This window comes from Geodermatophilus bullaregiensis, from assembly GCF_016907675.1.
In the GTDB taxonomy this organism is placed as follows: Bacteria; Actinomycetota; Actinomycetes; order Mycobacteriales; family Geodermatophilaceae; genus Geodermatophilus; species Geodermatophilus bullaregiensis.
Window position 1 is genome coordinate 1,389,882 of sequence record NZ_JAFBCJ010000001.1, and the last position, 18,854, is coordinate 1,408,735.

At 75.8% G+C, this 18,854-nt stretch carries 19 protein-coding genes; 7 read left to right on the top strand and 12 right to left on the bottom strand.

Going from position 1 to position 18,854, the window contains the following annotated elements; genetic code table 11:
* Positions 1 to 9 precede the first annotated feature (9 nt).
* On the top strand, positions 10 to 465 hold the full coding sequence (locus tag JOD57_RS06425; RefSeq protein WP_204691127.1) for a ferritin-like domain-containing protein: 456 nt from the start codon (positions 10 to 12) through the stop codon (positions 463 to 465).
* 27 nt (positions 466 to 492) lie between these two features.
* On the opposite strand, the gene JOD57_RS06430 is transcribed toward JOD57_RS06425, so the two are convergent.
* From JOD57_RS06430 to dxr, 5 genes are all read right to left on the bottom strand, one after another.
* Positions 493 to 2,388, bottom strand: coding sequence for a penicillin-binding transpeptidase domain-containing protein (locus JOD57_RS06430; RefSeq protein WP_204691128.1), 1,896 nt, complete (start codon positions 2,386 to 2,388; stop codon positions 493 to 495).
* Positions 2,389 to 2,489: 101 nt separating this feature from the next.
* A complete protein-coding gene (locus JOD57_RS06435; protein ID WP_204691129.1) occupies positions 2,490 to 3,341 on the bottom strand; it encodes a GNAT family N-acetyltransferase in 852 nt (283 codons plus the stop codon).
* 22 nt (positions 3,342 to 3,363) lie between these two features.
* A complete protein-coding gene (gene ispG, locus JOD57_RS06440; RefSeq protein ID WP_204691130.1) occupies positions 3,364 to 4,524 on the bottom strand; it encodes a flavodoxin-dependent (E)-4-hydroxy-3-methylbut-2-enyl-diphosphate synthase in 1,161 nt (386 codons plus the stop codon).
* Positions 4,525 to 4,576: 52 nt separating this feature from the next.
* Positions 4,577 to 6,010 carry a M50 family metallopeptidase gene (locus tag JOD57_RS06445; protein WP_307824939.1) on the bottom strand — a complete coding sequence of 478 codons (1,434 nt, stop codon included), beginning with the start codon at positions 6,008 to 6,010 and terminating at the stop codon, positions 4,577 to 4,579.
* Entirely contained in the window at positions 5,962 to 7,164 is a 1,203-nt protein-coding gene (dxr, locus tag JOD57_RS06450) for a 1-deoxy-D-xylulose-5-phosphate reductoisomerase (RefSeq protein ID WP_204691131.1), read from the bottom strand. Before dxr ends, JOD57_RS06445 begins: the two co-directional genes overlap by 49 nt.
* Before the next feature lie 88 nt (positions 7,165 to 7,252).
* On the opposite strand from dxr, the gene JOD57_RS06455 reads away from it, so the two are divergent.
* Positions 7,253 to 7,573 (top strand): DUF2631 domain-containing protein, encoded by a 321-nt coding sequence (locus JOD57_RS06455; protein WP_307824511.1) that lies wholly within the window; start codon positions 7,253 to 7,255, stop codon positions 7,571 to 7,573.
* A gap of 25 nt (positions 7,574 to 7,598) precedes the next feature.
* Here the strand turns inward: JOD57_RS06455 and JOD57_RS06460 are convergent, their stop codons facing one another.
* The 3 genes from JOD57_RS06460 to JOD57_RS06470 all read right to left on the bottom strand — a co-directional run bounded on the left by JOD57_RS06460 (position 7,599) and on the right by JOD57_RS06470 (position 10,854).
* Positions 7,599 to 8,351 (bottom strand): VIT1/CCC1 transporter family protein, encoded by a 753-nt coding sequence (locus JOD57_RS06460; RefSeq protein WP_307824512.1) that lies wholly within the window; start codon positions 8,349 to 8,351, stop codon positions 7,599 to 7,601.
* Complete coding sequence (gene rlmN, locus JOD57_RS06465) at positions 8,348 to 9,571, bottom strand: dual-specificity RNA methyltransferase RlmN (RefSeq protein WP_204691133.1); 1,224 nt, start codon at positions 9,569 to 9,571, stop codon at positions 8,348 to 8,350. Before rlmN ends, JOD57_RS06460 begins: the two co-directional genes overlap by 4 nt.
* A 62-nt stretch (positions 9,572 to 9,633) precedes the next feature.
* The gene (locus JOD57_RS06470) at positions 9,634 to 10,854 is read right to left on the bottom strand and encodes a hypothetical protein (RefSeq protein ID WP_204691134.1); all 1,221 of its coding nucleotides are present in this window, start codon (positions 10,852 to 10,854) and stop codon (positions 9,634 to 9,636) included.
* A gap of 197 nt (positions 10,855 to 11,051) precedes the next feature.
* On the opposite strand from JOD57_RS06470, the gene JOD57_RS25220 reads away from it, so the two are divergent.
* From JOD57_RS25220 to JOD57_RS06495, 5 genes are all read left to right on the top strand, one after another.
* Positions 11,052 to 11,687 (top strand): TrmH family RNA methyltransferase, encoded by a 636-nt coding sequence (locus JOD57_RS25220; protein ID WP_204691135.1) that lies wholly within the window; start codon positions 11,052 to 11,054, stop codon positions 11,685 to 11,687.
* Positions 11,684 to 12,682, top strand: coding sequence for an RNA polymerase subunit sigma-70 (locus JOD57_RS06480; protein WP_204691136.1), 999 nt, complete (start codon positions 11,684 to 11,686; stop codon positions 12,680 to 12,682). Before JOD57_RS25220 ends, JOD57_RS06480 begins: the two co-directional genes overlap by 4 nt.
* 62 nt (positions 12,683 to 12,744) lie before the next feature.
* Entirely contained in the window at positions 12,745 to 13,377 is a 633-nt protein-coding gene (locus tag JOD57_RS06485) for a dihydrofolate reductase family protein (RefSeq protein ID WP_204691137.1), read from the top strand.
* A 32-nt stretch (positions 13,378 to 13,409) separates the two neighbouring features.
* Positions 13,410 to 14,174 (top strand): polyphosphate kinase 2 family protein, encoded by a 765-nt coding sequence (locus JOD57_RS06490; RefSeq protein WP_204691138.1) that lies wholly within the window; start codon positions 13,410 to 13,412, stop codon positions 14,172 to 14,174.
* Positions 14,171 to 15,265: a GNAT family N-acetyltransferase gene (locus JOD57_RS06495; protein ID WP_204691139.1), complete on the top strand. Its 1,095-nt coding sequence runs from the start codon at positions 14,171 to 14,173 to the stop codon at positions 15,263 to 15,265. The genes JOD57_RS06490 and JOD57_RS06495 overlap by 4 nt, the downstream gene beginning before the upstream one ends.
* Here the strand turns inward: JOD57_RS06495 and JOD57_RS06500 are convergent.
* The 4 genes from JOD57_RS06500 to tsf all read right to left on the bottom strand — a co-directional run bounded on the left by JOD57_RS06500 (position 15,229) and on the right by tsf (position 18,837).
* Entirely contained in the window at positions 15,229 to 16,371 is a 1,143-nt protein-coding gene (locus JOD57_RS06500; RefSeq protein ID WP_204691140.1) for a phosphatidate cytidylyltransferase, read from the bottom strand. The genes JOD57_RS06495 and JOD57_RS06500 overlap by 37 nt on opposite strands.
* Positions 16,372 to 16,391: 20 nt before the next feature.
* On the bottom strand, positions 16,392 to 16,949 hold the full coding sequence (gene frr, locus JOD57_RS06505) for a ribosome recycling factor (protein WP_204691141.1): 558 nt from the start codon (positions 16,947 to 16,949) through the stop codon (positions 16,392 to 16,394).
* A gap of 70 nt (positions 16,950 to 17,019) precedes the next feature.
* A complete protein-coding gene (pyrH, locus tag JOD57_RS06510) occupies positions 17,020 to 17,817 on the bottom strand; it encodes a UMP kinase (RefSeq protein WP_204691142.1) in 798 nt (265 codons plus the stop codon).
* A 204-nt stretch (positions 17,818 to 18,021) separates the two neighbouring features.
* Positions 18,022 to 18,837 (bottom strand): translation elongation factor Ts, encoded by an 816-nt coding sequence (gene tsf / locus JOD57_RS06515; RefSeq protein ID WP_204691143.1) that lies wholly within the window; start codon positions 18,835 to 18,837, stop codon positions 18,022 to 18,024.
* Positions 18,838 to 18,854 lie beyond the last annotated feature (17 nt).

Genomic DNA, 18,854 nt, shown 5'->3' on the forward strand with positions numbered 1-18,854 from the left:
AGGACCGGGATGGCTGAGGACGGCACCGCGAGCGGGGAGGACGGTGCCCTGCGCGACGCGCTGGCCGCCGAGCACGCCGCCGTGTGGGGCTACGGCGTGGTGGGCGCGGCGCTGCCCGCCGCCGGCCGGGCCCCGGCGGTCGGGGGCGAGCAGGCCCACCGCGACGTCCGCGACCGGCTGGCCGCGCTGCTGGAGGACCGCGGGGCGGACCCGGTGCCCGCCGAGGCCGGCTACACGCTGCCCTTCCCCGTGCTGTCCGCGGTCGACGCGGCGGCGCTCGGAGTGGTGCTCGAGGAGGGCGTCTGCGCGTCGTGGGTCGCCCTGCTCGACGCCGCGGAGCAGGCGTCGGTGCGCCAGCTGGCGGTGCTCGAGCTGCAGGCCGCGGAGACCCGCGCGGTGGGCTGGCGCGTCGGCGCCGGGCGGACGCCGGTCACCACCGCCCTGCCCGGCCTCCCCGACGCCTGAGGGAGGACCCCCTCGCAGGGGGCCGTCTCAGCCGAGGTTGCCGAGGAAGGCGTCGGTGACGCCGACGGCGGCGCTGCTGGACTGCCCGGCCTCGACGAGCACGGCGAAGGCGATGTCGCCCTGCGGGCCGGCCAGCTGGTAGCCGATGAACCACCCGTGCGAGTCCGGCGGGGTGTTGCTGCCGAACTCGGCGGTGCCGGTCTTGCCGTGGACCTCGCCGCGGTCGGCCAGGGCGGTCGCCGTCCCGGTGAGCACCACCTGGCGCATCAGCGGGCGCAGCTGGTCGAGCACCGCCTGCCCCGGTCCCTCCGGTGCGGGGCCCGCCGCCGGGGCGCCGACCACCTCGACCGGCGCGGCCGGGGTGCCGCTGGCGATGCCCGCGGCCACCAGGGCCATCTGCGCCGGGCTCACGAGGACCTGGCCCTGGCCGATGGCGTCGGCGGCCTTGGTGGTGCCGGCGGAGTCGGCCGGGACGCTGCCGGAGAAGACGTCGACCGGCAGCTGCCAGTCGGTGCCCACGCCGTAGGAGGCGGCCGCGGCGGCCAGGGCGTCGTCGGGCAGCTGGAGGCCGGCCTCGATGAAGGTGGTGTTGCACGACTGCGCGAAGGCCTCGGTGAAGGGCACGGTGCCGAGGTCGAACTGGTCCTGGTTCTCGAACTCGCGGCCGTCGACGACCGTCGTCCCCGGGCAGGCCACCGGGGTGGCGGGGGTCAGCGTGCCGGCCGACAGCAGCGCCGTGGCGGTGATCGCCTTCATGCTCGAGCCGGGCGGGAACTGGCCGGTGAGGGCGTTGCCGGCGGCCGCGGCCTCGTTGGAGGAGACGGCCAGGACCTCCCCGGTGCCCGGCCGGACGACGACGAGGTGGGTGGCCAGCGGCTGGGTGGCGACGGCGGCGTCGGCGGCCTCCTGCAGCGGGCGGACCAGCGGCGTCCGCACCGGCTCGCCCGGCACCGGCTCGACGGCGGCGACCTGCCGGCCGGCGTCGCCCGTGGTCTCGTCGGTGCTCACCACCGACACGGTGAACCCCGGCGTGCCGGTCAGCTGCTCCTGCAGCGCCCGCTGCAGGCCGGACAGGCCGAGCTGGTCGCCGGCGGCGTAGGCGGCCACGCCGTCGTCGGTGGTCTCCTCGATGACCTCGGCGGTGGCCGAGCCGACCCGGCCGAGCAGCGCGGAGGCGAACCGGGCCGAGGGCGCGAGGAGCCGCGTCTCGGTGGGGAAGACCGCGCCGGGCAGGTCGAACACCTGCGCGCGGATGGCCTCGAAGTCCGGACGGCGCAGGGTGATGACCGGGACGAACTGGCCGGGCGGGGCGGCCTGGACGTCGGCGGTGATCTCCTCGGCCGCCACGCCGGTGGCCGCCGAGAGCGCCGTGGCCAGCGCGGGCAGGTCGGTGACCTGGGCGGTGTCGACGCCGACGTTGACCACCTCGGTCGGGGCGAACAGCGGGGCACCGGCGGCGTCGGTGACGGCGGCGCGCTCGGGCAGCGCGCGGGTCAGCTGCAGGCGCTGTCCCTCCCCCAGCTCCGGGTGGACGACGGCCGGCTCGGCGACGACCTGCCAGCCCTCCTCGCCCTCCTGCAGCTCCAGGGTGGCGTCGTAGGTCCAGTCGGGGGCGGCGGCGAGGTCCCAGGTGGCGCTCCAGCCGGCGGTGGCGGTGCCGTCGTCGACGGTGACGTCGCCGAGCTCGGCGGTGAGCGCGGCCCCGGGCAGGTCGGTGGCGGTCTGCCGGAGCAGCGCTCGGGCCGCGTCGGGGTTGGTGGTGGCCGCCGCGGCGGCGTCGGCGTCGCCGGCGGTCCAGTCGTCGAGGAACGCCCGGGCGGCGGCGCGGACGTCGTCCTCGGAGCTGCCCGAGCAGGCCGCCAGCGCCGGTGCGGCGAGGAGGGTCAGGACCGAACCGAGGACCGCCGTGCGTCGTGCTCCCACGGCTGCCCACCCTGTCAGACCGGGGGGACGATCCCGGGCAAGCGGCCCCTCTGCAGGGCCGCGCCTAGCGCCAGCGAGGCGTGGGGGGCAGCGGGGTCCTCCTAGAAGAGGACGCTGGCGTAGCAGCCGACCTCGCGGAAGCCGACCCGGCGGTAGACGGCGCGGGCGGGGGCGTTGTAGTCGTTGACGTAGAGGCTGACGACGGGCGCGATGGCCGTCCGCGCGTACTCGACGACGGCGGCCATGCCCGCGGCGCCCAGGCCGCGGCCGCGCCAGGCGGGGGCCACCCACACGCCCTGCACCTGGCAGGCCGCGCGCGACACCGCGCCGATCTCGGCCTTGAACAGCACCTCGCCGCGCTCGATCCAGGCCAGTGACTGGCCGGCGCGGACGAGGTCCTCGACCCGGGCCCGGTAGCCGGCGCCGCCGTCGAGCCGCAGCGGGCTGACGCCGACCTCCTCGGTGAACATCGCCACGGCCGCCGGCAGGAGGACGTCGACCTCGGCCGGGCGCACCGGGCGCACCCGTGGCTCGGGCGCCACGGCGGGCGGTCCCTCGATCGCCAGGAGCGGCTGGCGCGGCCGGTGGTCGCGGGCCGGGCCCCAGGAGGGCTCGAGCAGCTCCCACAGCGGGTCGACGGCGGCGGCCGGCCCGACGATCGTCGAGCACCGCCGGCCGGCGCGGCGGGCGCGCTCGGCGAAGGCCGTGGCCGCGGCCCGCTCGGCGCCGGGGACGGCGAACGGGATCAGGTTGGCGCCGGCCAGGCAGACCGCGTCGAGGTCGCGGCCGGTGCCGATGCCCCACAGCGGCGCGCCGAGCGCGGCCGGCGCGGTGCCCGTGACCTCCACCCGGCCGGCGAGGACGCAGGCCCCGACCGGGTCGGCGGCCAGGAGCCGGCGGACGGCCGGCTCGTCGGTCTCGTCGAGGACGCGGGCGGTCGGCGAGCGGAGCACGGGAGCGCGGGCAGGTGCGGAGTCAGCCGACGCTGACGACGGGTGGGCCGGACGGGACGCCGTCGTCGGTCTGCTCGCCGGCCAGTCGCATGGCCTCCTCGATGAGCGTCTCGACGATCTGCGACTCGGGCACGGTCTTGACGACCTGGCCCTTGACGAAGATCTGGCCCTTGCCGTTGCCGGAGGCCACGCCCAGGTCGGCCTCGCGGGCCTCGCCGGGGCCGTTGACGACGCAGCCCATGACGGCCACGCGCAGCGGCACCTCGAGCCCGTCGAGCCCGGCGGTGACCTCGTCGGCGAGCTTGTAGACGTCGACCTGCGCCCGGCCGCACGAGGGGCAGCTGACGATCTCCAGGCCGCGCTGCCTGAGGTTCAGCGACTCGAGGATCTGGTTGCCGACCTTGACCTCCTCGGCCGGCGGGGCCGACAGCGAGACGCGGATCGTGTCGCCGATGCCCTGGGAGAGCAGCGCGCCGAAGGCCACGGCGGACTTGATCGTGCCCTGGAACGCCGGGCCGGCCTCGGTGACGCCGAGGTGCAGCGGGTAGTCGCACCGCGCGGCGAGCAGCTCGTAGGCGCGGACCATGACCACCGGGTCGTTGTGCTTGACCGAGATCTTGATGTCGCGGAAGTCGTGCTCCTCGAACAGCGAGCACTCCCACAGTGCCGACTCGACCAGCGCCTCGGGCGTGGCCCTGCCGTACTTGGCCAGCAGCCGCTTGTCGAGGGAACCGGCGTTGACGCCGATGCGGATCGGGATGCCGGCGCCCGTGGCCGCCCGGGCGATCTCGCCGACCTTGTCGTCGAACTTCTTGATGTTGCCGGGGTTGACCCGGACGGCGGCGCAGCCGGCGTCGATGGCCGCGAACACGTACCGCGGCTGGAAGTGGATGTCGGCGATGACCGGGATCTGCGACTTCCTGGCGATGACCGGCAGCGCCTCGGCGTCGTCGGTGTCCGGGACCGCCACGCGCACGATCTGGCAGCCCGACGCGGTCAGCTCGGCGATCTGCTGCAGCGTCGCGTTGATGTCGGCGGTCTTGGTCGTGGTCATCGACTGCACGCTCACGGGGTGGTCGCTGCCGACCCCGACCCCGCCGACGTCGAGCTGACGGGTCTTCCGGCGCGGGGCCAGGACGGGCGGGGGTGCCGCGGGCATGCCGAGACCGACGGGGATGGCCATGACCACCAGTATCCGCGTCCGGGCAGGTCGGTGCCGCGAGCGCCGCGGATGCCTACTGCAGTGTGATCGGGTTGACCACGTCGGCGATCAGCAGCAGCCCGGACAGGGCGATGAACAGCCCCGCCACCAGGTAGGCGACCGGCATCAGCCGGGCGATGTCGAACGGGCCGGGGTCGGGGCGGCCGCGCCAGCGGGCGACCACCGAGCGGGCCTTCTCGTACAGGGCCCCGGCCACGTGCCCGCCGTCGAGCGGGTAGATGGGCACGAGGTTGAACAGGAACAGCACCAGGTTGACGCTGGCCAGCAGGCTGAGGAAGAAGCTGAGCTTCTCCGCGCCGCTGAACTCCTGGATGGCGAACACCTCACCGGAGATCCGCCCCACCCCGACGACGCCGATCGGGCCGTTGACGTCGCGCTCCTCGCCGAGGAAGGCCGCGCGGAACAGCTGCGGGACCCGCTCGGGGATCTCGATCAGCCGCTGCACCGACTGCGACACGACCATCCCGAAGTAGCCGGGCAGGTCCGAGGCCGACTGGCGGGCGAAACCGAACACGGGGCTGACGCCGAGGTAGCCGGCGGTCACGGTGCCCTCGCCGTCGTCGTCGGCGACGACGTTCTCGATCGGGGTGACGGTGAGCTCCCGGCGGTCGCCGTCGCGCTCGACGGTCAGCGCCAGGGGCTCGCCCGCGGACCCGCGGATGGCCTGCTGCACCGCCGTCCAGCTGTCGTAGGCGGTGGGGTCGACCTGCTGCCCGTCGATCGCCACGATCGTGTCGCCGGGCTGCAGGCCGGCCCGCGCGGCGGGGCTGGGCGCCGGCCGCGCGCACCCGGGGGTGCCCTCCTCGCAGACCTGACCGGCGTCGGCGCCGCTGGTGACGATCGGGATGCCGCACACGTCGCGGTCCTGCTCGTCGGCGACGGCGATGCTCTCCGCGCCGGCGGGGACGACGCAGGCCGGCACGGTGTCGAGCTGGGTGGTGATGACGTTGGTGCCGATGGCCGTGAGCGTGATGGTGAAGAACAGCACCGCGAGCACGAGGTTGTGGAACGGCCCCGCGAACATGACCACGACCCGCTGCCACCAGGGCTTCCTGTAGAACACCCGGTCGCCGTCGGTGGGCAGCACGTCGTCGAGGGCCTGGCCGCGCACCTCGGCGATGAACCGGCGCATGCGGGTGGCGCGCGTGCTCTCGTTCTCCTCGGCCGGGGGGATCATGCCGACGATGCGGATGTAGCCGCCGAGCGGGATGGCCTTGACGCCGTACTCGGTCTCGCCGCGGCGCCGGGAGAACAGCGTGGGCCCGAAGCCGACCATGAACTGCGGCACCCGCATGCCGAACTTCCGCGCCCACCAGAAGTGCCCGGCCTCGTGGAAGGCGATCGAGGCCAGCAGCCCGACGAAGAAGGCGGCGATCCCGAGGACCGTCAGGAGGGTGCTCAGCTCTGGCCTCCGGCGAGGGCGGCGCGGGCGTGCTGCCGGGCCCAGCGCTCAGCGGCCAGCACGTCGTCCACGCAGGTGGGGGCGCCGAGGTCCGGCGCGTCGTCGAGCGTACGCGCGACGAGACCCACGACGTCCGGGAAACGCAGCCGACCCGCCAGGAACGCCGCGACCGCCTCCTCGTTGGCCGCGTTGTACAGCGCCGGGACGACGCCGCCGGACTCCCCGGCCGCCCGGGCGAGCCGGACCGCCGGGAACGCCTGCTCGTCCAGCGGCGCGAACTCCCAGGTGCTCGCCGCCGACCAGTCCAGCGCCGCCTGCACCTGCGGCAGCCGGTCGGGCCAGGCCAGCGCCAGCGCGATGGGCAGCCGCATGTCCGGCGGGCTGGCCTGGGCGATGGTGGCGCCGTCGGCGAAGGTCACCATCGAGTGCACGATCGACTGCGGGTGCACGACCACGTCGATGTCGGCGTAGGGCACGTCGAAGAGCAGGTGCGCCTCGATCAGCTCCAGGCCCTTGTTCACCAGGGTGGCGGAGTTGACGGTGACGACCGGGCCCATGTCCCAGGTCGGGTGCGCCAGCGCCTGCTGAGGAGTGACGTCGGCCAGCTCGTCGGCGCGGCGCCCGCGGAAGGGGCCGCCGCTGGCGGTGAGCACCAGCCGGGCCACCTCGCTCCTGTGCCCGCCGCGCAGGCACTGGGCCAGCGCGGAGTGCTCGGAGTCCACCGGCACGAGCTGACCGGGCGCGGCCGCGGCGGTGACCAGGTCGCCGCCGGCGACGAGCGACTCCTTGTTGGCCAGCGCCACCACGGTGCCCGCCTGCAGGGCCGCCAGGGTCGGCCCCAGCCCGATGGAGCCGGTGATGCCGTTGAGGACGACGTCGGCGGGGCGGACGGCCAGCTCCTCGGCCGCCCGCGGGCCGGCGAGGATCTCCGGCAGCGCGTACTCGCCCCGCGCCCAGCCGCGCTGCGAGGCCGCGGCGTAGAAGGCCAGCTGCAGGTCCTGGGCCGCCGTCGCGCGGGCGACGGCCACCGTGCGGACACCGAGCGCCAGTGCCTGCTCCGCCAGGCGGGCGACGTCCCCGCCGCCGGCGGCCAGTGCGGTGATCCGCAGCCGGTCGGGGTTCTGCTCGGCGACCGCGATCGCCTGCCGGCCGATCGACCCGGTCGAGCCCAGCACGGTCACCTCGCGCGGCTCGCTCATGGGGCGATCCTGCCAACCCGCCCTCCGCCACGAGCGCACCGGCAGCCTCGTCCGGTGCGGCGCCGCCCCTGCTGGCAGGATGGACGGCGTGAGCGAGCAGCACCGCGCCCGGATCGCCCAGGACAACCCCGCCACCACGCGGGTCAACCAGCCGGGCCGCGAGGAGGCCGTGGTCCGCGCCGGTGAGCACCCGATCGAGCACGAGCGCCCCGAGGACTGGGGCTGGCACGGCCGCGCCGGCAAGTGGGGCCAGGTCGCCGGCTGGCTCGGCGTGCTGTCGCTGCTGTCCTACGTGTGGGGCAACCACGAGGGCCGCATGGAGGACCTCTGGCTGTTCGGCCTGGCCGCGGCCCTGGTCGTCCTGCTGCTGTGGGACCTCCGCCGCAAGCGGACCGCCTGGCGCCCCTGAGGCAGGGCCCGCAGGGGCCGATCCCTCAGGCGGCGGTGACCCCGATGGCGGCGCCGATCGCGTAGGTCGCGCCTGCCGCGACCGCCCCGAACAACAGCTGGCGCAGGCCGGCGTACCACCACGGCTGCGCGGTGAAGCGCGACGACAGCGCGCCGGCCGCCACCAGGCCGATCCCGCCGCACAACAGCGCCACCCACAGCACCGACAGCCCGAACAGGTAGGGCAGCAGCGGGAGCACGGCGCCCAGCGAGAAGGTCAGGAACGACGACACCGCCGCCGTCCGCGGTGAGGGCTTCTCCTCCGGGCTGAGACCCAGCTCGGCCACGATGTGCAGCCGCAGCGCGACCTCCGGGTCGCGGGAGAGCTGGACGGCGACCTCGCGGGCCAGCCCCTCCTCGACGCCGCGCACGCGCAGCATCGCGACCAGCTCGGCCAGCTCCTCCTCGGGGTGGTGCTCGAGCTCGCGCCGCTCCTTGGCCACCTCGAGGTCGAGCTGCTCGTTCTGCGTCTTCACCGACGTGTACTCGCCGAGCGCCATCGAGATCGCGCCGGCGACCAGGCCGGCGACGCCGGAGAGCACGATCGTGCGCGGGGCCGCTCCCCCGCCGCCGACGCCGGCCACCAGGGCGGTGTTGGTGACCAGCCCGTCCATGGCGCCGAAGACGGCCGCGCGCAGCCAGCCGCCGGAGACGTCGGCGTGGTGGTGCTCGTGCAGGGCGGCCGGCTCGTCGTCCGCGGGGACGCCGTCGGCGGGGATCCGGTCGGTCCGGGACGTCACGCGTCGCCCTCGGCGCCGAGCGCCACGGGCGCCTCCGGCGTCGAGGTGGCGACGACGGGGACGCCCAGGAGGACCCCGTCCCCCTCGTCCCGCGCACGCTCGGGGTGGGCCTCCGGGCGGGGCCCCGTGTCGGCCGCGGCGAGCTGGCCGCAGGCGCCGTCGATGTCCTGGCCACGGGTGTCGCGGACCGTCGTCGGCACGCCGGCGGCGCGCAGCCGCGCGACGAACTCCCGCTGCGCCGGCAGGGGGCTGGCGTCCCACGGACTGCCCGGCGTCGGGTTGAGCGGGATGAGGTTCACGTGCGCCAGCTTCCCGGCCAGCAGCCGGCCGAGCAGGTCGGCGCGCTCCGGCTGGTCGTTGACGTCGCGGATGAGCGCGTACTCGACCGAGTAGCGGCGGCCGGTGCGGGCGGCGTAGGCGTCGGCGGCGTCGACGACCTCGCCCACCGCGTACCGCGTGTTGATCGGCACGAGCGTGTCGCGCAGCTCGTCGTCGGGGGCGTGCAGGCTGACCGCCAGCGTGACCGCCAGACCCTCCTCGGTGAGCCGGCGGATGGCCGGCACGAGGCCGACGGTGGAGACGGTGACCGAGCGCTGCGAGAGGCCCAGGCCGTAGGGGGGCTGCCCGAGCAGCGAGCGCAGCGTCTGGCGCACGCGCGGGTAGTTGGCCAGCGGCTCGCCCATGCCCATGAACACGACGTTGGACAGCCGGCCGGGACCACCGGGGATCTCCCCGTTCGCCATGGCCGCCGCGGCCGCGACCGCCTGGCCGGTGATCTCCGCGGCCGACAGGTTGCGGGTCAGCCCCTGCTGCCCGGTGGCGCAGAACGGGCACGCCATGCCGCAGCCGGCCTGGCTGGAGATGCAGACGGTGGCCCGGTCGGGGTAGCGCATGAGCACGCTCTCGACCAGCGCGCCGTCGTGCAGCCGCCACAGCGTCTTGCGGGTGCGCCCGCCGTCGGCCGACTGGTGCCGGACGGGGGTGAGCAGCCCGGGCAGCAGCGCCTCGGTCAGCGTCTCGCGGACCGCGGCGGGCAGGTCGGTCATCTGCGCCGGGTCGGTGACGCCGCGGTGGAAGTGCCGGGCGAGCTGGTCGGCGCGGAAGGCCGGCTGCCCGAGCTCGGCGACGGCGGCGCGCGCCTCCTCGCGGGTGAGGTCGGCGAGGTGGCGCGGCGGCTTGCCCCGGCGCGGGGCGTCGAAGACGAGGGGCAGGGCAGTCATGGCATGTCCATCGTCCCACCCGCCGGCGGTGCGTGGGCTCGGCTGCGGGTGAGGTCGCTCGCTCAGGGCACCCGTGCCCCGAGGGTGGGAGGAGTGGGCACCGGCGTCCCGGTGGCGTCCGGACCGGTCCCGTCGCCGTCCGTCCCGTCCGGCGCCTGGTCCGTCGGGTCCGTCGAGGGGTCGTCGGGGTCCGTCACGCCGGGGTCCGTCACGCCGGGGTCCGTCACGCTCGGGTCCGTCACGCTCGGGTCCTCCTGGACGGGGCCGTCCACCTCGGGGTCCTCGACCTCGGGGTCCGCCACGTCGGGGATCCCCACTTCGGGCTTGGCGACCTCGGGGTCGGCCACCTCGGGGTCCGCCACCTCGAGGTCCCCCGCGTCGGGATCCGGCGGTGGGGACGGAACCGGGGGCCCGCCTGTCGGCACCGGGCCATCGACGGCCCCGGCGGGTCCGGTCTCCCCAGCGGGCTGGTCCGCGGGGACCGTGACCGGCGATCCGGGTGGCGGCGGGGCGACCACGGGCAGCGACGCGTCCGCGGTCGGGACGGTCGCCGCTGGTGCGGTTCGGGACCCGGCGACGCGCACCGGCACCGGAGCCGGGTCCGTGTCGGCCTCCTGCGCCGGGACGGCCGGTACCGGGACGCTGGTCGTCGGTGCGGCCGGGACGGCGTCGGTGATGCCCCAGGGCCGCGTCGGGATGACGGTCCGCGTCGGTGGGGCGACCGCACTCGGCGACGACTGGACGGCGGCGGACGGGACCGGGCCGGAGGAGGACCCCGCCAGCAGGACCGCGCCCGCGATGCCGCCGGCGGCGAGGAGCCCCACCACGACCGCGGTCCCCACGCGGCGCCGGGGCCGCACCCGCGGGCCGACGACGACCTGCGGCGGCACGGTGTCGACGACGGTCGTGCTGTCGGCGGCGACGGGGTGGGAGTCGGCGAGGGTGTCGAGGCCCGGATCGCCGTCCTCGGGCGTGGCCGGCTCCGGCACGAACGCCTCGAGGTCGTCCCCCGGGTCGGCGTCCTGCGGGTCGGCGTCCTGCGCGTCGGCGTCCTGCGCGTCGACGCCCGCGGGGGCGTCCCCCTCGGGGGCACCCGCCGCGCCGGGCCGGTCCGCCACGGCCGGGGGTCCGGTCAGCCAGTCGGGCAGCCAGTCCTGCCAGTCGTCCGCCGGTGGCACGCGGACCTCGTCCGGCAGCTGGTCGACGGGGGGTCCGGCGGCGGCCGACGGGATCGCGGCCGGCCCGGGGACGCCTGGGACCTCGTCGTCCTGCCGTACCGTCATCCCACCTCGCATCCACTGACAGTCACCGACAGGTGACCTACCGGAGCCGACCATGGTGCCGCACGGACCCGGCCGGTCCGGGGAGGCGCGACCGGGCGCCAGCCGCGAGGCCGGCCACACCGACCGGCTCGCCGCACGCGGTCGCGACCGCCACGGCCCGAACCGGCGGACCGGCGTGGGCGGCTAGCGTCGGCCGGGTGACGGAGGTGGAGAGGCCGCCCGCGCCGCCCGACGGCGTCGGCGTGGGCCCGTGGGTGGGGCCGTGGCCCGAGGACCCCCGGTACGACCCCGAACTGCTCACGCACGGCGACCGGCGCAACGTCGTCGACCGGTACCGCTACTGGACCGTCGAGGCGATCGTGGCCGACCTCGACCCGCGGCGGCACGCCTTCCACGTCGCCATCGAGAACTGGCGGCACGACCTGAACATCGGCACGGTCGTGCGCACCGCCAACGCCTTCCTCGCCGCCGAGGTGCACGTGGTCGGCCGCAAGCGCTGGAACCGCCGCGGCGCGATGGTCACCGACCGGTACCTCTCCGTGCGCCACCACCCCGACGCCGACGCGCTCGGCGCGTGGGCGCGCGCCGCGGGGCTGCCGGTGCTGGCCGTCGACAACCTGCCCGGCGCCCGCCCGCTGGAGACCGCGGTGCTCCCCCGCGGCTGCGTGCTGCTCTTCGGCCAGGAGGGCAGCGGCCTGTCGGCGCAGGCGCGGTCGCTGGCCGACGACGTGCTGTCGATCGCGCAGTACGGCTCCACCCGCTCGATCAACGCCGGCGTGGCCGCGGGCATCGCCATGCACGCGTGGATCCGGCAGCACGCGGAGCCGGTGTGACCGTGGACGACGACCCGGACCTCGCCGCGGCCCGCCGCGGGGACGAGGCGGCGTTCGCCCGCCTGGTCGGCCGGCACCGCCGGGAGCTGACCGCGCACTGCTACCGGGTGCTCGGCTCGCCCCAGGACGCCGAGGACGCCGTCCAGGAGGCGCTGCTGGCCGCCTGGCGCGGCCTGCCCGGGTTCGAGGGCCGCAGCTCGCTGCGCACCTGGCTGTACCGGGTGACCACCTCCGTCTGCCTCCGCCAGGCCCGCCGCCGGCCCCGCCTGCTGTCCCCGGACGCCGGACCGCCCCGGTCGGACGTCGCCGACCTCGGCGAGCCGGTCCCCGGGCCGGTCTGGCTGGAACCGCTGCCCGGTGACCTCGTCGACGACGGGGACCCGGCCACCGCCTACCTGCGCCGCGAGAGCGTGGAGCTGGCCTACGTCGCCGCCCTGCAGCACCTGCCGGCCACCCAGCGCGCGGTCCTGCTGCTGCGCGAGGTGCTCGGGTACAGCGCGGCCGAGGCCGCGGACCTGCTCGACACCACGCCCGCCTCGGTCAACAGCGCCCTGCAGCGGGCCCGGGCCGGTGTGGGCGAGCGGGTCCCGCCGGTCAGCCAACAGGCCGAGCTGGCCCGGCTCGGGGACGCCGGCACGGCTGCGCTGGTGGACCGGTTCGTCGCCGCGTGGGAGCGCGCCGACGTCCCCGCCCTCGTGGACCTGCTCACCGAGGACGTCCGGTTCACGATGCCGCCGCTGCCGGCGTGGTTCTCCGGCCGGGCCGACGTCGGCCGGTTCCTCGCCGAGCGGGTGTTCGCCACGCCCTGGCGGCTGACACCGGCGCCGGTCAACGCCTCGGTCGGGCTGCTCTGCGAGCAGTTCGCCGACGGGGCCTGGCGTCCCGGTTCGGTGAACGTCCTGGGCCTGCGCGACGGACGCGTCGCCTGGATCGCGGGCTTCGTCGACCCCGCCCTGCACGAGCGGTTCGGGACGGGGTCCGCCCGCGACCGATGAGTCGGCGCTCCCGCGTGTCTCTGTACGGGTGACGGACCCCACCGATCCCCGAGGAGCACACCGTGAGCGCAGTCGTCGTCAGCACCCTCGTGTCCCTGGACGGGTACGTCGCCGGCCCCGGCGGCGACATCTCCAGCCTGCCCCTGGACGCCTCCTTCGACGCCCTGAACCTGGAGCGGCTGCGTGCCGCGGGCACCCTGCTGATGGGCGCCACCACCTACCGCCAGATGGTCGGCTGGTGGCCGGCCGTCGCCGCGGACCCGACGGTGTCCCCCGCGGTGGCGCTCGACCCGTCGGCCGCCGACCTGCACCGCGAGACCGGGCAGCGCAACGCCGCGCTGCCGAAGGTGGTCGTCTCCGACTCCCTGACCCCGGCCGACACCGGGCCCTGGGCGGACACCACGACGATCGTCCGCCGGGCCGACGCGCACGCCGCTGTGGCCGCGCTGCGCGCCGGGGCCGGCGGGGACGTGCTCGTCTTCGGCAGCCGGACGCTGTGGGGCGACCTGCTCGCCGCCGGCCTGGTCGACGAGCTGTTCCTCCTGGTGGGCCCCGTCGTCCTCGGCGCGGGCCTGCGCGCCTTCCCGGACGGCGTCCCGGCGCACCTGCGGCTGCGCGAGGCGTCCCGGCGTCCCGGCTCGGACAACGTCCTGCTGTCCTACGCCGTCGGCAGCGGGGACGCCCGGTCGAGCTGACAGCCGCGCCCGCGTGGGCCAGGCTCGACCGGGTGAGCCGACTCGACGACGTCGACCTGTCCGCCCGGCTGTCCAAGAAGGAGGGCAAGGAGCAGCTCGCCGCGGCGCAGCAGCGGCTGGTGCACCTGCGCCTGCTGCTCGGCGGTCAGATCGGCTCCGGGGAGCTCGGTCCGCCGCTGTGCGTGCTCTTCGAGGGCTGGGACGCCTCCGGCAAGGGCGGTGCCATCAAGCGGCTGGTCGACGAGCTCGACCCCCGGCACGTGCGGGTCGCCCAGTTCGCCGCCCCCTCCTACGACGAGAAGCGGCACCACTTCCTGTGGCGGTTCTGGCCGGTGCTGCCCGGCTGGGGCGGCATGGCCGTGCTCGACCGCACCTGGTACGGCCGCGTGCTCGTCGAGCGGGTGGAGGGCTTCGCGACCGAGGAGCAGTGGCAGCGGGCCTACGGCGAGATCGTCGACCTGGAGACGACGCTGGCGGCCGAGGGCACCGTGCTGGCCAAGTTCTGGATGCACGTCTCCCCTGAGGAGCAGCTGCGCCGCTTCGAGTCCCGCCGCGACGACCCCTACCGCGCGTGGAAGCTGACCGACGAGGACTGGCGCAACCGCGAGAAGCGGGAGGCCTACGAGGTCGCCGTCGAGGAGATGCTGCAGCGCACCGACCACGAGGGCGGGCGCTGGACCGTCGTCCCCGCCGACGACAAGCGCCACGCTCGGGTCGCCGTCGTCCGCACGGTGTGCGAGGCGATCGAGACGGCGCTGGCCGCCCGGGGGATCGACCCGGACGGGCTGCCCGGGTGAGCCCGCTGCTGCACCTGTGCGAGCCGGCTGCCTGGCGGGCGGCGCTGACCACGGGGCAGCTGCGGCCCCCGTCCGAGGCCGGGTTCGTGCACCTGTCGCACCCGGACCAGGTGCACCAGCCGGCGGAGCGGCTGTTCCCCGGGCGCCGCGACCTGGTGCTGCTCGTCGTCGACCCGGCGCGGCTCGCCGACCCGGTGCGGGAGGAGCCCGCGGTCCTCCCCGGGCCGCTGCCGACGGCCGCCGTGGTCGCCGTCGTCCCGTACCGGCCACCGGCCGAGCCGGTGCTCCCCCGGCCGGACGACGCGCTGGGCCGGGCGCTCGCGCTGTCCCTGTCGCTGCGCACGAGGCGGGCCGCCGAGGTGCGCGACGTCCCCGGCGGGGTCGCGGTGCTCGACCCGCGGTTCCGGCACTCCCGGGACGACAACCGGCTCGTGCTGTGGGAGCCGGTCGACGCCGCCACGGTGGCCGCCGCCGCCACCGGCACGGGCCTCTCCCACGCCGCCGCGACCCTGACCTGGCCCGGTGCCGACGGCGTGGCGGCGGAGCTGGCCGGTCGCGGGTGGCAGGCCGAGGAGGTGCTGGTGATGGCCCGCCCCGCCACGCCTCCGCTGCCGGGGCGCCGCGCCGAGCCGGTCAAGCAGCGCGAGGTGCACGCGCTGTGGGAGGCCGGGTGGCGCGCCGACCTCGCCGGGGAGCCCGACCTCGACGAGGTGGTCGCCCAGCTGGTCGGCCGCGAGCACCGCAACGACACGGTCGTCGCGGTCACCGACCTCGCGGTGCGGGAGGAGGGGCGGGTCGTCGCCGCCGGTCAGCTGCGTGTCGACGGCGCCACCGCGGCGGTGGAGTCGGTGGTGACCGAGCCGGCCGCGCGCGGCCGCGGGCACGGGGACGCGGTCCTGGCCGCCGCGCTCGACCGTGCCGCGGCCGGCGGCTGCGACCTGGTCGTGCTGGAGGCGGCGGCCGAGGACTGGCCGCAGCACTGGTACGCCCGGCGCGGCTTCGCCACGGTCGGGTCCACCTGGGAGGTGACCGCGCCCTTGGCGGGGGTCCCTCATCAGGCCGGGGGCGCCACCCACGACAGCAGCAGGTAGGCGACCACGGCCGAGGGCAGCAGGCTGTCGAGCCGGTCCATGATCCCGCCGTGACCGGGCAGCAGGGTGCCCATGTCCTTGATGCCGAGGTCGCGCTTGATGAGCGACTCGCCGAGGTCGCCGGCGGTGGCCGTGACGGCGAGTGCGGCGCCGAGGAGGACCCCGCTCCACCACGGCCCGCCGAGGCCGAGCACGACGATCGGGGTGGCGACGGCGACGCACGCCACGACGGAGCCGACCATGCCCTCCCACGACTTCTTCGGGCTCACCGAGGGCGCCATGGGGTGCCGGCCCCACAGCACGCCCGCGGTGTAGCCGCCGACGTCGTTGCCCACCACGGTGGCGATGAAGACCAGCACCCGCAGCGCGCCGTCCTCCGGGACGAGCAGCAGGACCGCGAAGCCGGCCAGCAGGGGTACGTAGAGGGCGACCAGCACGCCGGCCGAGGCGTCGCGCAGGTAGCTCTCGGGCCCGTCGCCCAGCCGCCACAGCAGGACGGCGACGACGGTGAACAGGAACGCCGCGACCAGGCCGTCGGGGCCACGGGTCCAGGCCAGCGCGAACATCGCGACCGTGCCCACGACCAGGGGCGCCAGCGGGGCCCGCGCCCGCCCGGCCTCCAGCGCGCGCACGAGCTCGACCACGCCCAGGAGGATCGCCGCGGTGAGGACCAGCAGGAACGCCGGCCGGTAGACCAGCAGCGAGGCGAGGATGACCCCGCCGAGGCCCAGCCCGACGCCGACGGCGGCGACCAGGTCCCGCCCGGCGCGGCCGCTGCCGCGCCGGGCCGCCGGCCGGGAGGCACCCGCCGGGAGGGACTCCTCAGGGAGCAGCGCGGCCGGGAGGTGCTCGGTCGGGGGCGCGGCCGCGGTGGGCGGGACCGCCATCTCCGCGGTGGCCGGCGGGACGGCGGTCGGGCCGGTGGGCGGCGCCACCGCCGCGGCCGGGGCGCCGCGGGTCGGCGGCGGGGACGGCCGCCCGGCGACCGGGATCGGGCCGGTGTCGGGCGTCGCCGGCAGGGGTGACTCGGCCGTGCGGGCGGCAGGCCGACGTGGGCCACCCGGGCCGGAGGGACCGGCCCCGGCGGCGTCGGGACGGGAGGTCATGGTAGGGACGGGGTGAGCGCTCAGACCTCGAGCAGCTCGCCCTCCTTGTTCTTGACCGCCTCGTCGATGCTCGAGACGTGCTGGGCGGTGAGGTCGTCGAGCTCCTTCTCCGCGCGGCGCACGTCGTCCTCGCCGGCCTCGCCGTCCCTGGCGATGCGGTCGAGCTCCTCCTTGGCGCGCCGGCGCACGTTGCGGATGGCGACCTTGGCGTCCTCGCCCTTGGACCGGGCCATCTTCACCAGGTCGCGGCGGCGCTCCTCGGTCAGCTGCGGGAACACCACGCGGATGATCTGGCCGTCGTTGGTGGGGTTGACGCCGAGGTCGCTGTCGCGGATGGCCTTCTCGATGGCCGACAGCTGGCTGTTGTCGTAGGGCTTGATGACCGCCATGCGGGCCTCGGGCACGGTGATCGAGGACATCTGCGGCACCGGCGTGGGGGCGCCGTAGTAGTCGACCAGGATCTTGTTGAACATCGACGGCGCGGCCCGGCCGGTGCGCACCGAGCCGAGGTCCTCCCGCGCGACCGACAGGGCCTTGTCCATCCGCTCCTCGGCGTCGAGCAGGGTGTCGTCGATCACGGGTCTCTCCTCCTGCGGCGGGGTGTCCCGCCGTCCCTCTGGGTGCGGCTGCGCGTGGCGGGCGCCGGGCTCAGTCCGGCTGGCTGATCAGCGTGCCGATCCTCTCACCTGCCACGGCGCGGGCGATGTTGCCGTCCTGCAGCAGGTTGAACACCACGATCGGCATCTGGTTGTCCATGCACAGGCTGATGGCGGTGGCGTCGGCGACCTTGAGCTGGTCGGCCAGGACCGTGGCGTAGTCCAGGTCGTCGTACATGGTGGCCGCGGGGTTGGTGCGCGGGTCGTCGTCGTAGACGCCGTCGACGCCGTTCTTGGCCATCAGGAGGACCTGGCAGCCGATCTCCAGCGCGCGCTGGGCGGCGACGGTGTCGGTGGAGAAGTAGGGCATGCCCGCGCCGGCGCCGAAGATGACCAGCCGGCCCTTCTCCAGGTGCCGGACGGCCTTGCGCGGGATGTAGGGCTCGGCGACCTGGCCCATGGTGATCGCCGTCTGCACCCGGGTCTCCAGGCCCACCTGCTCGCAGAAGGCCTGCAGCGCCAGGCAGTTCATGACCGTGCCCAGCATGCCCATGTAGTCGGCGTGCCGGCGGTCCATGCCCGCCTGGGAGAGCTCGGCGCCGCGGAAGAAGTTGCCCCCGCCGACGACGACGGCGACCTGCGTGCCGCCGTGGACGACCTCGGCGAGCTGCTCGGCGATGCTGTGCACGATGCCGGAGTCCACACCCACCTTGCCGCCGCCGAAGGCCTCACCCGACAGTTTGAGCAGGACGCGCTTGTACCCCTCGCCGTCGGCGGGCGCGAAGGCCGTGGGCGCGGAGGTCGGTGCGGTCGTGGGCGCGAAGGTGCTGGGCGCGGCGGTGTCGGTCAACTGCTCATCCCTCGCTCGACGTCGTTCCCGTGATCCTGCCAAACCGCGGGCCCGGCGCCAGTGGGGCCCGGACGCACCACCGGCCCCGTCCCTGGGCGGGGACGGACGAAAGACCCCGCCACCCCCCACGCCTCGCGTGCTCGGCGCGTGCCCCTGTGGCGGGGCCGATCGGGGGGTGGCGGGGTCCTTCCCCTGCCGCTGGTGTTACGCCTGGCCGACCTCGAAGCGGGCGAACCGCTGCACGGTCAGGCCGGCGTCGTCGAGGATCTGCTTCACCGTGCGCTTGGGCTCGGTGATCGACGGCTGCTCGAGCAGGACGAAGTCCTTGTAGTAGGCGTTGACCCGGCCCTCGACGATCCTGACGATCGCCTGCTCGGGCTTGCCCTCCTCCTTGGCGGTCTGCTCGGCCACCCGGCGCTCGGTCTCGACGGCCTCGGCCGGGACCTCGTCGCGGGTGAGGAACCGCGGGCGGGCGGCGGCGATGTGCATGGCCAGCGAGCGCGCGGCGTCCTCGTCGCCACCGGTGTACTGCACCGCGACGCCGATGGCCGGGGGCAGGTCGGTGGCGCGCTTGTGCAGGTAGACCGCGGTCGGGCCGTCGAAGGCGGCGAAGCGGGAGAGGACCAGCTTCTCGCCGATGCGCGCGGACTCGGCCTCGACCAGCTTGGCGACGGTCTGGCCGTCGACCTCGGTGGCCAGCAGGGCCTCGGCGTCGGCCGGCTTGCTCTGCAGCGCGAGGTCGAGCAGGCGCTCGGCGAGGGCCACGAACTCGGCGTTCTTGGCGACGAAGTCGGTCTCGCAGTCGAGCTCGAGCAGCGCGCCGTCCCGGCTGACGACGATGCCGTTGGTCGTCGAGCGCTCGAGGCGCTTGCCGACGTCCTTGGCGCCCTTGATGCGCAGCAGCTCGATGGCCTTGTCGTACTCGCCGTCGGCCTCGGTCAGGGCCTTCTTGGCGTCCATCATGCCGGCGCCGGTGGCGTCGCGGAGCCGCTTGACGTCGGCGGCGGTGAAGGCAGGCATGTCACTTCCCTACGGGT

What these genes read in the sequence shown, in the direction of transcription:
- JOD57_RS06425 (WP_204691127.1), top strand. Translation starts at nt 10, where the DNA reads ATGGCTGAGGACGGCACCGCGAGCGGGGAGGACGGTGCCCTGCGCGAC.
- ispG (WP_204691130.1), bottom strand. Translation starts at nt 4,524, where the DNA reads ATGGCCATCCCCGTCGGTCTCGGCATGCCCGCGGCACCCCCGCCCGTC.
- dxr (WP_204691131.1), bottom strand. Translation starts at nt 7,164, where the DNA reads ATGAGCGAGCCGCGCGAGGTGACCGTGCTGGGCTCGACCGGGTCGATC.
- rlmN (WP_204691133.1), bottom strand. Translation starts at nt 9,571, where the DNA reads ATGACTGCCCTGCCCCTCGTCTTCGACGCCCCGCGCCGGGGCAAGCCG.
- JOD57_RS06470 (WP_204691134.1), bottom strand. Translation starts at nt 10,854, where the DNA reads ATGACGGTACGGCAGGACGACGAGGTCCCAGGCGTCCCCGGGCCGGCC.
- JOD57_RS06500 (WP_204691140.1), bottom strand. Translation starts at nt 16,371, where the DNA reads ATGACCTCCCGTCCCGACGCCGCCGGGGCCGGTCCCTCCGGCCCGGGT.
- tsf (WP_204691143.1), bottom strand. Translation starts at nt 18,837, where the DNA reads ATGCCTGCCTTCACCGCCGCCGACGTCAAGCGGCTCCGCGACGCCACC.